This window comes from Ancylomarina euxina (assembly GCF_003863355.1).
GTDB lineage: Bacteria > Bacteroidota > Bacteroidia > Bacteroidales > Marinifilaceae > Ancylomarina > Ancylomarina euxinus.
This window is the reverse complement of sequence record NZ_QQWG01000001.1, coordinates 276,747-291,560: the sequence shown is the minus strand read 5'-3', so window position 1 is coordinate 291,560 and position 14,814 is coordinate 276,747. Positions and strand designations below refer to the sequence as shown.

Here is a 14,814-nt window from a genome sequence, read left to right as displayed (position 1 = left end):
ACAGTAGGCTATATTTTATTATTGTTTTATGCATTTGTATAAAAGCTATAGGTTAGTTAGATAGGTCAAGTTGAGCATTTACCGCTATTGAGAATTTCAACTTATCGGTTCCCTGAAGTTTCACTGACTGTTTTCCTTCATCATAAGTACTTAGTACAGCTTTAATGATGATATTTTCGGTATCGTTCAGACTTTTAATCTGAGCTTCTGTTAACTCAATTCTACTAACCTCTTTAGTAATTGTGGAAGGATCAACCTCACCCGTAACAGTAACACCTGCCGCTTTTATAATACTTTCATTCGAAATTGTTGAAAGTACTATATAGGCGGCATCGGTGAAGAAAATATTTTCAATTTTCACATCTAACGGCAAACCATTTTCCGATGTGATAATAATAGCAGCCTTTAACATTTTATCTGCATCATTAATATCTATCTCATTAATCGTATCTGAAATACTCAAATTATCAGCCTTAAAATCCATTGGAATATCCATTTCTAACTCGGCCGAAATAGAAGAATTACCTGAAACGATATTGATATTATTACCTACAGCAAGAGGATTATAACGGGTTCCATCTAAATTTTGATTTATCCTTACCGAACCTGAATAAGAGATATTCCCAGATGGCGGTAAAGCCATAAAATCTACAATCCCTGAATTATCTTTATTGTACAAGATTGATGCTTCAATACCAGCCAAAACTTCAGCTTCTGTTTTAGGGTAATTTGGCAACTGATTATCAGGGTCAAGACTTAAAGTAAGTCCATCAGAATTTGAAGCTGTCATATTAGCTGTTACCAAAAATGGCACACCAACTTCATTATCGAATTTGATATTAATTCGTGGATCCGCAAAAGTGAAGTTACCATCAATATCATCCCAAAAATCAACACCCAAATCAATATCACCAGAACCAATATCAATAGTTTGATCTCCAAAGTCTCCTTTGGCCATTATCAATTCAATGTTTCCAACTTGATATTGAATATTCAAATCACCAGTACCTGTAACAGTTCCTGTATTAGGTTTAATAGTGGCTTCGAAACTGATCTCAATAAAATTCGAAACAGTCAGAGGTTCCTCAAATTGTATGATCAAATTTGTCAAATCAAGACTCTCTGTTTGTGCAACTGCATTGGCTGCAACAACGTAAGTTTCAACAACAGTCGAACCATCCTTAGTTCCAGAAAGTAAGCTAACTTTTAAATCAACTTCAGTATTCAAAGGGTTAGATAATGTGAAATTCAAAACAGAATTTACGTTAACTTCCTTTAAAATAACAGCAGCATCATCAGTGCTTACACTAAACGTTTCAGGAAAAGGACCTACAATTTGCGGAAGGTTAGCTGAAGGAATACCTATAGCTGGAACATTTAAATCTAAGTTCAAAAAGTTACTAGACTGATCAGGGAAGCCTAATACTTCACTAGCTTCATAACTAAAGATATCTTTCTCCATATACTTAATATGAATCAAACCATCTTCACCAAGAACAATTGTTTGATCGTCTAATACAGCCTCATGCTGATTCAACAAATACCAAAGATTATATTCTCCATAACCTACTGGAGCCACAAAATTGGGTTGCCAATCAACTTTATCAGATAATTTATCGAAATCATAGTCATCAGAATCAACGCATGATTTAAATGGCATAGTCAAGCAACAAAACAAGACTAGCAAAATGGGGATTGGGAGTTTCTTTTTCATTATAGATATATGGTTTATGTCGTTTTAGATTAAAATACGATTAGCAACTAGATGCAAAAATAGGCATCATTCACAAACATAATCGTTCATTTCGATTTTATTTCACACTAAAATATACGCTTTTTACCACTAAAAATCACAATTTCACGGAATAATTCAACAGAAAATTACGATCATCGCATGCAAATAAGTAGAAGCCTTTTTGTGTTCCTTTTGAAAAGGCAATTGAAAATGCAGTATTTCCCTTTAAAGGAAAGCCTTTGTGGTTATCACCATTAGTATTGATGAGATGTAACTCATTGTCATGTTTTAGACAAATTCCAATCTCACATTTGTTTCTTGAGAACCTATAAACTGCAGGTGGGCCAAAAATAGTCGAAGAAAATTCTTTTTCAAGAACTTCATTCCCATCAGATTCATACACATGCAATTTGTTCTGATTGCTAATAATATATTCAGATGAACCATCAGCATCAATATCTCCGGCTACAAAATGATGATCATTATCTAATCCAGTGATCTTTTGGGTCTCAACATTTCCATTCATATAGAAATAATGAATATTTCCTTCCCTATCAGTTGTCACCAGTCTATCAGTATGTTTTGAATTGCCAACTTCATGATAAAAAGCATTATTCTTCGACTTAGAAATCTGCTTATTTGGTTTTACTCGAACTTGACCTTTTCTATTTAGAATGTAAACCCGGTATTCATCTGCAAAAACGATATAATCCTTATCTTTTATCCTAAAATACTGCACCTCACTGATAATCGGATTTTCTGCTTTCTCAAATTTCCAACCATCAAGAAGATTACCATCTTTAGAATACGCATATACTTTTTTATCTTTCCCAGGAACAAAGAATCTATAATTTCTATTATTGCTATAATCAAAAACAGAAAGCCCACTTGCAGCCTTTGAACGCAGCAAAACAGGGTATTTACTAACATCTTTCCCTTCTCGATCAATCAAATACAGTTTATCCTGGGTAACGAACACATATTGCAACTTGTTATTTCTTAACAAATCAACCTGACTAACCTCACCTACTATTGGAGAAGACAATGGCCTTTTCCATAATATTCGACCTGACACTGGGTTGATCAGATAAAGTTGGTTTTTTAGATCCTGAACCAATATTTCCTTCTCCTTGGTGTAATGGTTTTCAACTAAGAAAGGTTTATGGACAAAAGCTGTATCAAGACGTGATTCCCAAACTGTTTGAGGAGTAAGTTCTAAAACAGGATTGTGTTTCACAAAAACATTATTATAAATCAGATCTTCGTTAGCACTCATCTGAAATCCAATAGATTGAAACTTATTGAGACTTTCTCTTTGTTCTAGAATATCAGTTTGATAAGCTTCATTTAAAAAACTAGAAATAACCTTATTAGATCGAGGCATTGACGTGTAGAAAAAGAAATTCGCTCTATTCGACAAGTATTCCTTACTCTCATCGTAAACAGGATCTTTATCTAAAGTTTTTCTCAAGAAAGAAGCATGTACAAATTCTGAAAGCTGAGCTTTAGTCTTTCCAAAGATCATATAATTTTCAAAAATAATCATATAGTTAGAAGGAGCTCCTTTAAACATACGACCAAATATCTTCTCAAATAAAAAATCATCTGGCATTCTAAACACATCAAACTCTGTTGCACCATCAAGTTTTATACTTGTTGAATAGTATGATAAACTGCGTTTTGTTCTTTCAGCATAAGAAGACAGCATACTCACCAACTTTTCTTTGGCAGCACTTGCCGATTTTGTTCGAATAATAGAAAATTGCTTATCTGTCTGATTATCGAGATAAACTAGAGCAATCTCCTTATGAATTATAGAATAGAACAAGGTCTCAAAATCAACTCCAGTCTTATCCTTCAATATTCTTAATCCTGCTAAATAATTCTCTAAGCCATCATTCCCTTCAAGAAATTTACGATATGCATTCTTGTGTTGGATAGGATCATTTAGCCCCATAATAGCCACCAAACCTGAATTGCCTGGCAAAACAGATTCCATCTCCATCTTAACCCCATCTTGTTTCATAAAAACATTCAGATAATTATTTTCTTCTTGATTCGAGTATGTAAACCCATTCAAAAGAACTAGATGGTCCCGAAAACTTAGATCTAACTCAACCCAATTTCCCAGATGGGAATAATGACGTATATGCGATTTAATTTCCTTTGTAAATAGAGAGGCAAATTGTTTTTGACAGTGCTTAAGATTAAAATAAATGTTCGCGTCTACATTTTTGCCTTTCGTTTTGAAAACCTGATTAAAGCCATTCGATTCACTTATGGAACCAGACACGTCGAGTTGTCTTACAGAATTCTCAAGGTAAATCATAGATGAACTGACCAACATCAACCCCTTTGAGAAACAAAAATGCAAAAACTGCTTACTTGAATCCTTTAGAGAAAGTGTATATAAATTAGTTCCATTGTATTTTCTACTAATCGGTTCTTTTTGAGAATTCAACTTATCTTGAATAAAGGATTGAATTCTTTTTTCTTCAAGATAACTGCGAACAGGTAGCACATAAAGATATTCAACTTGGTTCTTTCCCATAATCTGACTCGCAATAGTCAAGGAGCGGTCCAAGTCGAGTTCTGATTCCGAAGAAGACGCATTGATCAGACTCGAAAAATTCTTCAGATTCTTATCGATACCATTAAGGGTATTAAACTCACACAATTCCTTCCACACACCTTGATTCTTTTCAAGTTTGGAAATCAAATCTTCCAAATTATCAAAATGAATCATGATTTCAGAAGAAGCAGGAATAGCCAGAAAGTGATCGCTAGTCGTATATTCTTTCTGTTTTTGCATATAGAAATAGGCCATTGCGAGTATTCCTACAAAAAATATGGCTAATAAGGGAATCAAACTTTTTTTTAACATACAAGCAGTTTTTCTCTAGCAGATTTTGAACAACAGAAACAAAATTAACATTTTATACTTAAACTACATGATACCTTTTAGCTTGCTTTTAGTTAAAAAACAGATGTTTCTAACCTCCTATTTTTAATTTGATGATCTGTTATATCTTTGCAAAAGAATAAAGAAGCATCAATATCGATTTCAGCAGGTCTAAATTAGCCATTTACACCAGATTTGTATTGAGTAGTTTAAGTCAATTGGGCTTGTTATTAAATTAGGTTATAAAGTGAAGATAGGAAATTTAGATTTAGGGTATCAGCCATTATTACTGGCACCCATGGAAGACGTGAGTACCCCCCCTTTTCGTTTGTTGTGTAAGCAATACGGAGCCGATTTAATGTATACCGAATTCGTTTCTTCTGAAGCACTTATTCGTTTAGTAAATCGAACCATGAAAAAAATGACAATCGTGGAAGAAGAACGTCCTCTAGCCATCCAAATTTATGGAAAAGAGGTTAATGCCATGACTGAAGCAGCTAAAATTGCGGAACAAGCGAATCCTGATTTTATAGATATCAACTTCGGTTGTCCTGTTAAAAAGGTCGCAACCAAGGGCTCGGGAGCGGGAATGCTCCTTAATATCCCTTTAATGATGGAAATTACAGAAGCTGTTGTAAAAGCGGTAAATGTGCCTGTGACAGTAAAAACCCGACTGGGTTGGGATGAAGACTCAAAAATCATTGTTAACCTGGCCGAGCAATTACAAGATACTGGGATCCAAGCATTAACTATTCATGGCCGGACACGCTGCCAAATGTACACGGGGGAAGCCGATTGGGATTTAATAGGCAAGGTGAAAAATAACCCGCGTATGAACATTCCTATAATTGGGAATGGAGATATCACAAATCCGATAAAAGCCAAAGAAGCCTTTGATAAATATGGGGTAGATGCCATAATGATTGGAAGAGGTGCCATTGGGAAACCCTGGATATTCCGCGATATAAAGCACTACCTAAAAACAGGTGAGCTATTACCTCCAGCAACTGTATCTCAGCAGGTCGAAATGCTAAAACAACAGATAAATGGTGCTATAGACTGGATTGATGAAAAAAGAGGAATTTTACACATGCGTCGTCATATGGCAGGGATGTTTAAAGGACTAACCCATTTTAAGCAAACCCGTATACAGATGCTTCGTTCAGGAAACTATGAAGAACTGATGCTAATACTTGATAGCATTTCTGATCAATGGGGAGATAGCATTTCTGAAGATTAGATATATTCCAGATCTGACGGAATGAAAAAAAGCTGGTTTAGTCAAAAGACTTACCAGCTTTTTTTATATCACGTAATCATTAAACTCTACTTCATCAACTTTGGTAATTCATTCACAAAGTAAGCAGGATTAGTAATCTTATATTCTTCACTACGCTTAGTCCAGGTCATTGTTGCCTTTGTTATGATACTCGATTGTAATAAAGCTATCTGCTCCGGGCTTAACTCCAATTGAGATTTATAGGTTGAGAAACCGTACTTTTCATACTCCTTAGGTTCAAATTCTTCTGTATAAATCAGATCTACGACCTTTCCTCCCATCAATTCCAGGCTAATTTTACTCCCTTCTTTAATATATCCAAAATATGCAAAGGCCTCAGCTGTCATAACTTTCCAATCAATTAACAAGCTCACTTTTCCAGATTGAGAAACCAAACTTAAATCAGCATTGATAATATTTTTAAGCTTGAAATATTTCAAAAGTTTCGCGCTTGGTCCATTGATAAAATTAAGTTTTTGAGTTTCAGTATCTTTTAGTTCAATCTTTGTATCAATTACTTTTGCCTCTTCTACGACTTCTTTTATGGCTGATTGATCTTTAGCACCAGGTTTGTCATCCACATATTTCCAAGTGCCATTATCAAATAAAACAACTACTCTACCTGAGTTTGTTTTCGCAATTTGTTGTGCTTCTAAAGACATACTAACACCAACAAAGAATAAAATAAATAGAAAGATTCGAGTCATAGTGTTTAAATTTTAGTTCTGATTATGTTTCTCAGGCATAACCATTTTAATAAACGCTAAGGTACAGTTTTTTTGCGCTGAAAATTTTCATAATTTGAGAAGATTAAGCAATAAAATGCATTAACCTACATTTAAAAACTTACGGGTAAGGTATCGAACAGGTAAACGAGAAGCCAAATAACCAATAATAACGACGGTTACAAAAACGATTAGCACATCAATAAATACGATTTTTACTGGATATTGAGAAAAAATGAAACTATCAGGTCCACCTATCTTAATAAAGCCATATTTAGCTTGCAACAAGCAAACTACAATCCCAATTATGGTACCAATTAAAGCTCCCAATAAGGAAATTAACCAACCTTCGATTAAAAAGATTCGTTGAATCAGTTTTTTATTTGCACCAATACTTCTAAGTGTCTCAATATCATTTTGCTTATCGATAATAAGCATACTCAACGATCCTATAATATTGAACGAAGCGATAACAAGAATAAAGGCCAAAATAAAAAAGATTGCCGTCTTCTCGGTTTCCATCATTTTAAAAAGAACATCGTGTTGTTGAAAACGATTTTTTACCACGTAATCATCACCTAAGAGACTTTGAATGTAGGCTTGTACCTCATCTGATTCTTCAATATTCTTGAGCTTAATTTCAACAGCACTAACAGCTTCTTCTCTATCGAATAAACGACGAGCGAAAGCCATTGGTACCAGCACATAATTCGAGTCAAAATCTTCCTGAATGGTAAAGACACCCTTAGGGTAAAGAATGTCAGCATTAAAGGCATCCATAGGATTATGCCCGATTTTTGCCGTACGACGAGGAACATAAAATTTAATGGGATCAATAAAATTCAGACCTATACCCAAATTGCCAGCTACAACATATCCAAGTACAGCATATTCATTATTCTTCTCTTTTAAAATAAATTTTCCATCTGACATCATGGTATCAATACCCGTCATCAATGCAAAATCTTCGCTCACCCCTTTTACAATGGCTGGACGCTGACGATTACCATATTGCAAAAGAGCATTATCCTCTAAGGCTTCAGCATAAAACAAAACCTTATCCATCTTTTTTATTTGAGCAAACTCCGATGAATTGGGAATAAAAGTCTTTCCAGCTACAGGTATAATTTTAAGATCAGGATCAAAACTCCCAAACAGATCCCCAATCAACATATTGAGGCCATTAAAAGCAGATAATACAATAATTAAAGCCATGGTACCCAAACTCACACCAATCACTGATATCATAGAAATGATATTGATTACATTCTGTTTCTTTTTAGAAACAAGGTAGCGCTTGGCTATGTAGAAAGGTAAATTCAAATACTCAGCTTAAAGTTTGATAATCTCAAAATCTGGGAACAATCGCTTTATTTTTTCAAAAGTGAATCAATATTTGCAATATAATCAAGCGAATCATCAACGAAGAAAGTTAATGCAGGCACAACTCTCAACTGTTTTCCTACACGATTCCCTAGTAAACGACGCATGTTTTTAGTTTGAATCTTCACTTCTTTCAAAACAGCTTCGGCCTGATCTGAGGGGAAAATACTTAAATAAACTCTTGCTAATCCTAAATCAGGACTAATTCTTACGCGGGTAACTGAAATCATCTTTCCCTGAAAAAGATTACGTGATTCCATTTGAAAAATCTCGCTTAAATCTTTTTGCAACAATCTTGATATCTTACTCTGTCTGGTTGATTCCATTATATATGATTTTCTTTGTTTCTAATTTATCTTGGCAAAGATAGGGATTAATCTATAATAGATAGTATTCCTTTAATATTGAACGATTTTATTTAAATAAATTTCAGTAAGACCCCTAAAAACTAAATCTAGTCTAACATGAATATCTTTGTTTTTGGACAAAAAGTCAACTTTTTAACAAAATAAATTTCTTATATTTAAACTTATAATTTACCTGTTATCCTCTAACGATAAGTTTATATATGGCTCTTATTAATTCCATTGTTTCCTGGTTCAACACCAAACGACTTTCTGAAATTGATTTCACGAAAGAGCATCCTATTGATACACAACATGAAGTTTTAACTAAACTTTTAAGTCACGCCAAAAATACAGAGTGGGGACAGAAATACGATTTCCAATCGATTAACACATTAAGTGATTTCAAGAAACGTCTTCCTGTCCAAACTTATGAAGATATTGAGCCCTACGTTGATAGATTGCGCAAAGGAGAACAAAATATATTGTGGCCTAGCGAAATAAAATGGTTTGCTAAATCATCAGGCACAACCAATTCTAAGAGTAAGTTTATCCCTGTGAGTAAAGAAGCCATGGAAGACTGTCATTTTAGAGGTGGGAAAGATATCCTGACACTTTATACATCACTTTTCCCTGATACAGGGTTACTTAAAGGCAAAGGTCTCACTTTAGGAGGATCTCATCAAATTAATAACCTTAGCAATGAATCTTACTATGGTGATTTATCTGCAATTTTAATCCAAAACCTACCCTTCTGGGCTGATTTTATACGCACACCAGATTCATCTATCGTCCTTCTGGAAGAATGGGAAGAGAAACTCGATAAAATGACTCAGGCGACTCTAAATGAAAATGTCACCAGTCTATCAGGCGTTCCATCCTGGTATTTAGTTCTGCTTAAACATGTATTAAAAGTGAGTGGAAAACAAAACATTCACGAAATTTGGCCGAATCTAGAATTATTCGTTCATGGTGGTGTTTGTTTCGATCCATATCGTAATCAGTTTAACTCACTCCTATTGCCAGAAAAGATGAATTATATGGAAACTTATAATGCATCAGAGGGATTCTTCGGTATTCAAAACGATCTTAATGATAAATCCATGTTACTGATGCTCGATTATGGTATTTACTATGAATTTATTCCTCTAGAGAATGTTAATGATGAGAATCCGAGAGTTTTAAGTCTTGAGGAGGTTGAATTATATACAAACTATGCCATTATCATCACAACAAATGCGGGTTTATGGCGCTATCAAATTGGCGATACCGTCCAATTCACATCCCTTAAGCCTTATAAATTTAAAATATCAGGAAGAACGAAGCTTTTTATAAATGCTTTTGGCGAAGAAATTATTATTGACAATGCTGAAAAAGCGATGCAAATGGCTTGTAATAAAACCAATGCCATTCTAAAAGACTATATGGCCGCACCCATTTTTATGGATGATAACAGAAAAGGTGCACACCAGTGGTTAATCGAATTTGAAAAGGCCCCAGCAAGCATCGACGAATTCAATTACCTTCTTGACAATGCATTAATGAGTCAAAACTCCGACTATGAAGCTAAGCGTTATAAGAACATAACTCTAGATAAACCTATCATCACAATAGCTCGACCAGGATTATTCTACGATTGGTTAAAGAAAAAAGGTAAATTAGGTGGCCAAAATAAAGTCCCTCGTTTAGCCAATAATCGAGATTTGATTGATGAAGTTTTAAGCATGAATCAAATTTAAAATTCATCCGATGAAGTTTATAATTATCATATTGAGTTTAGTTAGCTCACTTAATATTTGTGCTCAAAAAAATCATAGACTTTTAGAAGTTGATCATCTTGGCTCTATCTATACAATTGATGGAAATGAGCTAAAGAAATTCTCATCAGAAAAGGTACTTATTTCGAATTATTCAGATGCCCTATTAGGGGATATTACGTCTATAGATGTGTCCAATCCTCTCCGTCTTCTTCTATTTTATAAGGAATTCAACCAGCTTTTATATCTAGATCAGACATTGACTCCAATTTCAGATCCTATTGATTTATACACTTACTCTGATAACGAAACACAACTTTGCTGTGAAGCATCTTCTGGTGGCTTTTGGATATTCAATAAAGATGACAATCAAGCTTTTCGAATTTCAAAGCAGGGTGAAATCTTAAATAAAAGCAGTCTTTTGTCACCATATATAAAGGATATTTCTCCTTCAAAAATGAGTGATTTTCATGATAAACTGTATTTCCTAATCCCTTCGAAAGGACTCTTAATTTTAAATAAATTTGGTCAATTTTTTCAGCAAATCCCATTAATCGGGATAAGCGATTTTTGCTTTACGAATCAGGACCTACTTTATCTCAAAAATAAGACCTGGTTTGCATATAAGCCACAGGCCAAAACTGATTCCATAGTTTTTGAAATGCAGAGTCCGAATAGTAGACAGAGTAAAATACAAGCCAACAGAGTTTATATCTTTTATGGAGATCAAATCTCTATAAAAAAGCTAAAGCATTGATATCAAGACCATCCAGATTCAAGCCAAAAACAACAAGTTGCATTCCTGAAAATTATTCTTAATTTTAGTTGATTTTTTTAAGAATAAAAATAAACATAATAATGCATATTGCTGTTGCAGGAAATATTGGGGCTGGCAAAACAACTTTAGCCGGTTTACTTTCGAAACATTACGGTTGGGAAGCTCACTTTGAGGATGTTGATGAAAACCCATATCTAAACGATTTTTACGAAGATATGCAGCGTTGGTCATTTCCTCTGCAGATTCACTTTCTAAATTCTCGTTTCAATCAGGTTTTAGCTCTCCGTCAATCTGGGAAGAAAATTATTCAGGATAGAACTATCTACGAAGATGCTCATATTTTTGCACCTAGCTTACATGGCATGAACTTAATGCCAGGGAGAGATTTTAAGAATTACATTGCTCTTTTTGAGGTGATGAGTGACCTAATTCAAGCTCCCGATTTATTGATTTATCTACGAGCTTCTATCCCTACCCTGGTAGGTCATATTCAAGCCAGAGGCCGTGATTATGAGGAGACTATTCGTCTAGATTATCTGAAAAACCTAAACGAGCGCTACGAAGCTTGGATTGAAGGTTATGACAAAGGAAAATTATTGATTATTGATGTTGATAATATAGATTTCTTAGGAAATCCCAAGGATTTATCTGAAGTTATCACAAATATCGATGCCAATCTACATGGGCTTTTCACGGAAAATTTAGTTTAAAACATTCTTTTGCATCTAAATCATGCAAAATCCATCCCGATCCAATCGGGTTTACAATCAGAAAATAATATCGCTATGCATATCGCTATTGCAGGAAATATAGGCTCAGGAAAAACAACACTTACCGAACTACTTGCCAAACAATATGGCTGGGAAGCTCACTTCGAAGATGTTGATGAAAACCCATACTTAAATGACTTTTACGATGATATGCAACGTTGGTCATTCAATCTTCAAATTTATTTCCTGAAAAGTCGATTTTCTCAGATCATGGATATTCGAAAATCGGGTAAAAATATCATTCAGGATAGAACCATCTATGAAGATGCTCAAATTTTTGCGCCCAACCTATTCGATATGGGCTTAATGACTGAACGTGATTTTAATAACTACTGCAAGCTCTTCAAGCTAATGAGTTCGATGATTCAAGCTCCAGATTTATTAATCTATTTACGCTCTTCAGTTCCAACGCTTGTCAATAATATTCAAAAAAGAGGTAGAGAATATGAAGAGACTATTCGCTTGGATTATCTAAAAAACTTAAATAATCGTTACGAAAATTGGATTAAGAGCTATAACAGAGGGAAATTATTGATAGTTGATGCAGATAATATAGATTTCCTTAAGAATCCCAATGACCTTAACTCGATAATAGACCAAGTTGAAGCACAAATTCATGGCCTATTTTAAAAAATAGAAACATTCACAAATAATAAAAGCTCCAAGATCTCTCATTAGAAGTTCTTGGAGCTTTTATATTATACTAAGTCAAGCCTGATTAAAAACCATTTAAATCTTCGAATACTGAAAGTGATTTCAACTTAGAAAACCCATGACTATGCAAAGCATAAAAATTCAAGATGGCTCTAAGCAATATTTTCAGATCCTCTGTGGATATATTAATATCATTGATATAACTTAGTTGTGTTTGTAAAAGCAAATGCAACAAGTCACTTATATGGCAATTCAAACAATGGGCATGTCTACTTTCCAAACCTACAAAAACAGCATTGTCCAAATCGAAAAACAGATTCTCTTCAGACCAATTATCGTGTGGATAAAAACCTAAGAATCGTGTTAAGTTTAATAAAAAATTAAGATGATAGGCTTTAGGTATATCATCGACTTGAATCAGATAGGAAATATGATCACTTAAAAAGCTAAATAACTGAACGTCTCCTTCCTCCTCTTTTAAAACTTTAGAAAGGACTTCTGCTAAAAATAAAACAAGATGATTTTTATGTGTTTCGAAATTCAGATGAGGACTTGACTCTGAAAACTGAACCTCCTTGATCATTTGTAGATTCTTCCCGTCTCGATGAGACACATTCATATCTAAAAGAAAAAGGGATTGAAAGAGATTCGACTTGGTTCTCGACTTCTTCGATCTTCCCCCCTTGATCATATAACTTTGCCTACCGAATTTTTCAGTATATGCATGAACAATAAAACTCGTCTCACCATACTTTACCGAACCTAAAATAATCGCTTTAGTTTTATGAATCATATTGTGAAAATTAATCTCAAACAATAAAAAGCAAAAGAAAATGAAATTTCAGTCAGACGATAATATTTGAATCAACACTCCACATAAGATCGAATAAACATCTAAATTACAACAAACTACAATAATTAGCAACAACCACACTGTAATCTCATCTTTCTAATAAAAAACAGTCTTTAAAAGGAATCTACTTAAGTAAAAATTCAACTAATTTACGCACTGCATTTCCCCTATGACTAATCTTATTTTTTTCAGATAAAGACATTTCCGCAAAAGAGATATCATAGGAGTTAGGCTGAAATATTGGATCGTAACCAAAGCCATCTTTGCCTTTTTCTTCGTACAAAATATCTCCGCTTACGATACCCTCAAACTGAGTTTCTTCTCCATCAATAATCAAGGCAATAACAGTTCTAAATCGAGCTGATCTTTCACTCTTCCCATCAAGGTTTTGCAAAACTTTTTTCATATTATCTTCTGACGAACGTGAACTTCCTGCATAACGCGCCGAATAAACACCTGGCTCATTATTCAATGCCGTAACTTCCAATCCTGTATCATCAGCAAAACAATTCAAGCCAAATTTCTCATAAATATAATGAGCCTTTTGACTTGCATTTTCTTCTAATGTCTCATGGTCTTCTGGAATTTCATCTTGACAATTAATGTCGGCTAGGCTTAACACTTGGAATTCATTTCCAAGCATATTTTGAATCTCAGAAAGTTTATGGTGATTGTTGGTTGCAAATACGAGTTTCATCAGTAAGTGTTTTTAATATTTATAAGCTTTAAATCTCATTTCAAAGATAATGGCATTATAAATATAATCATCAAAAGTTCTTGCTTTTAAAAGGACTTAGCAAAACCAACTCCTACTTGCTTACCATTATAATAGGGAAGTATTGTAACAGAATTATTAGTTTTTTTGTTCTTAAATATTTTTTGACTCAGCCATGGGTTGATACAATAAGCAAGTTTAGTGCTTAAGATTCCAACTCCTGCACCAGCCATAATATCGGTAAACCAATGCTTATTATTACGAATTCGAAACAAGCCCGAACTGGTGGCTACAGCATACCCTGCAATTCCATACCATGAACTTACATCTTTATATTCCTGCCTCAAATATTCTGCTGTCATAAATGCTGTTGCTGTGTGACCCGATGGAAAAGAATTCTTAGAACTCCCATCAGGGCGTTCAATTTTAAATGAGTACTTCATCCCATTCACAGCAATTCCCATAATCAGATAAGCCGAAGCTAATATCACAGTTCTATCGCTTAAATTGTGTTTCCCTTTAACTCCAAATGCATTTAGACCATAAACTGCAACTGCTGGTGCATATTGACCATAATTATCAATAGTTAGAGAATGATTAAAATATTTAGTGGTTTTTCTTTTAATATGAAAATTAAAATCTTGCAATATTTCACTTTCATTGCCAACAATGCCGTAACCAATCAAAATTGAAGGAACAACAATGTGTTTAAATTTTAGCTGAAACCTATGATCATCACTTATCGAATCATTAGAATATGATAACGCAAATGTCTTGAAGGATAAAAACAAGAAGAGTAAAATGATGATTTTAGTAAATTTCATTACATGGATATTGAAAAATGACAATAAATAAACTTGGTTTTGATTATTCCACTATTATGAGATAGCAACAAAAATAAATCCCAATTCTAAAGAAT

General features: G+C 34.0%; 13 protein-coding genes. 5 read left to right on the top strand and 8 right to left on the bottom strand.

Going from position 1 to position 14,814, the window contains the following annotated elements:
* Nucleotides 1-52 precede the first annotated feature (52 nt).
* Nucleotides 53-1,714 carry a hypothetical protein gene (locus tag DWB61_RS01215; protein ID WP_125029070.1) on the bottom strand — a complete coding sequence of 554 codons (1,662 nt, stop codon included), beginning with the start codon at nt 1,712-1,714 and terminating at the stop codon, nt 53-55.
* 136 nt (nt 1,715-1,850) lie between these two features.
* On the bottom strand, nt 1,851-4,619 hold the full coding sequence (locus DWB61_RS01210; protein ID WP_125029069.1) for a DUF3352 domain-containing protein: 2,769 nt from the start codon (nt 4,617-4,619) through the stop codon (nt 1,851-1,853).
* Between the two features lie 265 nt (nt 4,620-4,884).
* Between DWB61_RS01210 and dusB the strand changes: the two genes are divergently transcribed.
* On the top strand, nt 4,885-5,877 hold the full coding sequence (gene dusB, locus DWB61_RS01205; protein WP_125029068.1) for a tRNA dihydrouridine synthase DusB: 993 nt from the start codon (nt 4,885-4,887) through the stop codon (nt 5,875-5,877).
* An 86-nt stretch (nt 5,878-5,963) separates the two neighbouring features.
* Here dusB and DWB61_RS01200 read toward each other — a convergent pair whose 3' ends face one another.
* From DWB61_RS01200 to rbfA, 3 genes are all read right to left on the bottom strand, one after another.
* Nucleotides 5,964-6,623 (bottom strand): hypothetical protein, encoded by a 660-nt coding sequence (locus DWB61_RS01200; RefSeq protein ID WP_125029067.1) that lies wholly within the window; start codon nt 6,621-6,623, stop codon nt 5,964-5,966.
* A 120-nt stretch (nt 6,624-6,743) separates the two neighbouring features.
* Nucleotides 6,744-7,889, bottom strand: coding sequence for an FtsX-like permease family protein (locus DWB61_RS01195; RefSeq protein WP_125029066.1), 1,146 nt, complete (start codon nt 7,887-7,889; stop codon nt 6,744-6,746).
* A gap of 122 nt (nt 7,890-8,011) precedes the next feature.
* Nucleotides 8,012-8,350, bottom strand: a complete 339-nt coding sequence (gene rbfA / locus DWB61_RS01190) for a 30S ribosome-binding factor RbfA (RefSeq protein ID WP_125029065.1) — start codon at nt 8,348-8,350, stop codon at nt 8,012-8,014.
* 242 nt (nt 8,351-8,592) lie between these two features.
* Between rbfA and DWB61_RS01185 the strand changes: the two genes are divergently transcribed.
* The 4 genes from DWB61_RS01185 (at nt 8,593) to DWB61_RS01170 (ending at nt 12,303) form a co-directional block, all read left to right on the top strand.
* A complete protein-coding gene (locus DWB61_RS01185; RefSeq protein WP_125029064.1) occupies nt 8,593-10,107 on the top strand; it encodes a GH3 auxin-responsive promoter family protein in 1,515 nt (504 codons plus the stop codon).
* 10 nt (nt 10,108-10,117) lie between these two features.
* Nucleotides 10,118-10,882, top strand: a complete 765-nt coding sequence (locus DWB61_RS01180; protein WP_125029063.1) for a hypothetical protein — start codon at nt 10,118-10,120, stop codon at nt 10,880-10,882.
* Nucleotides 10,883-10,983: 101 nt separating this feature from the next.
* Nucleotides 10,984-11,613 (top strand): deoxynucleoside kinase, encoded by a 630-nt coding sequence (locus DWB61_RS01175; RefSeq protein ID WP_125029062.1) that lies wholly within the window; start codon nt 10,984-10,986, stop codon nt 11,611-11,613.
* Nucleotides 11,614-11,622: 9 nt separating this feature from the next.
* Nucleotides 11,623-12,303 carry a deoxynucleoside kinase gene (locus tag DWB61_RS01170; protein ID WP_225423340.1) on the top strand — a complete coding sequence of 227 codons (681 nt, stop codon included), beginning with the start codon at nt 11,623-11,625 and terminating at the stop codon, nt 12,301-12,303.
* Nucleotides 12,304-12,391: 88 nt separating this feature from the next.
* Here DWB61_RS01170 and recO read toward each other — a convergent pair whose 3' ends face one another.
* The 3 genes from recO to DWB61_RS01155 form a co-directional block, all read right to left on the bottom strand.
* A complete protein-coding gene (gene recO / locus DWB61_RS01165; protein WP_125029061.1) occupies nt 12,392-13,120 on the bottom strand; it encodes a DNA repair protein RecO in 729 nt (242 codons plus the stop codon).
* A gap of 184 nt (nt 13,121-13,304) precedes the next feature.
* Nucleotides 13,305-13,877 (bottom strand): non-canonical purine NTP diphosphatase, encoded by a 573-nt coding sequence (locus DWB61_RS01160; protein WP_125029060.1) that lies wholly within the window; start codon nt 13,875-13,877, stop codon nt 13,305-13,307.
* Nucleotides 13,878-13,963: 86 nt separating this feature from the next.
* The gene (locus DWB61_RS01155; protein ID WP_125029059.1) at nt 13,964-14,719 is read right to left on the bottom strand and encodes a phosphatase PAP2 family protein; all 756 of its coding nucleotides are present in this window, start codon (nt 14,717-14,719) and stop codon (nt 13,964-13,966) included.
* Between the last annotated feature and the right edge of the window lie 95 nt (nt 14,720-14,814).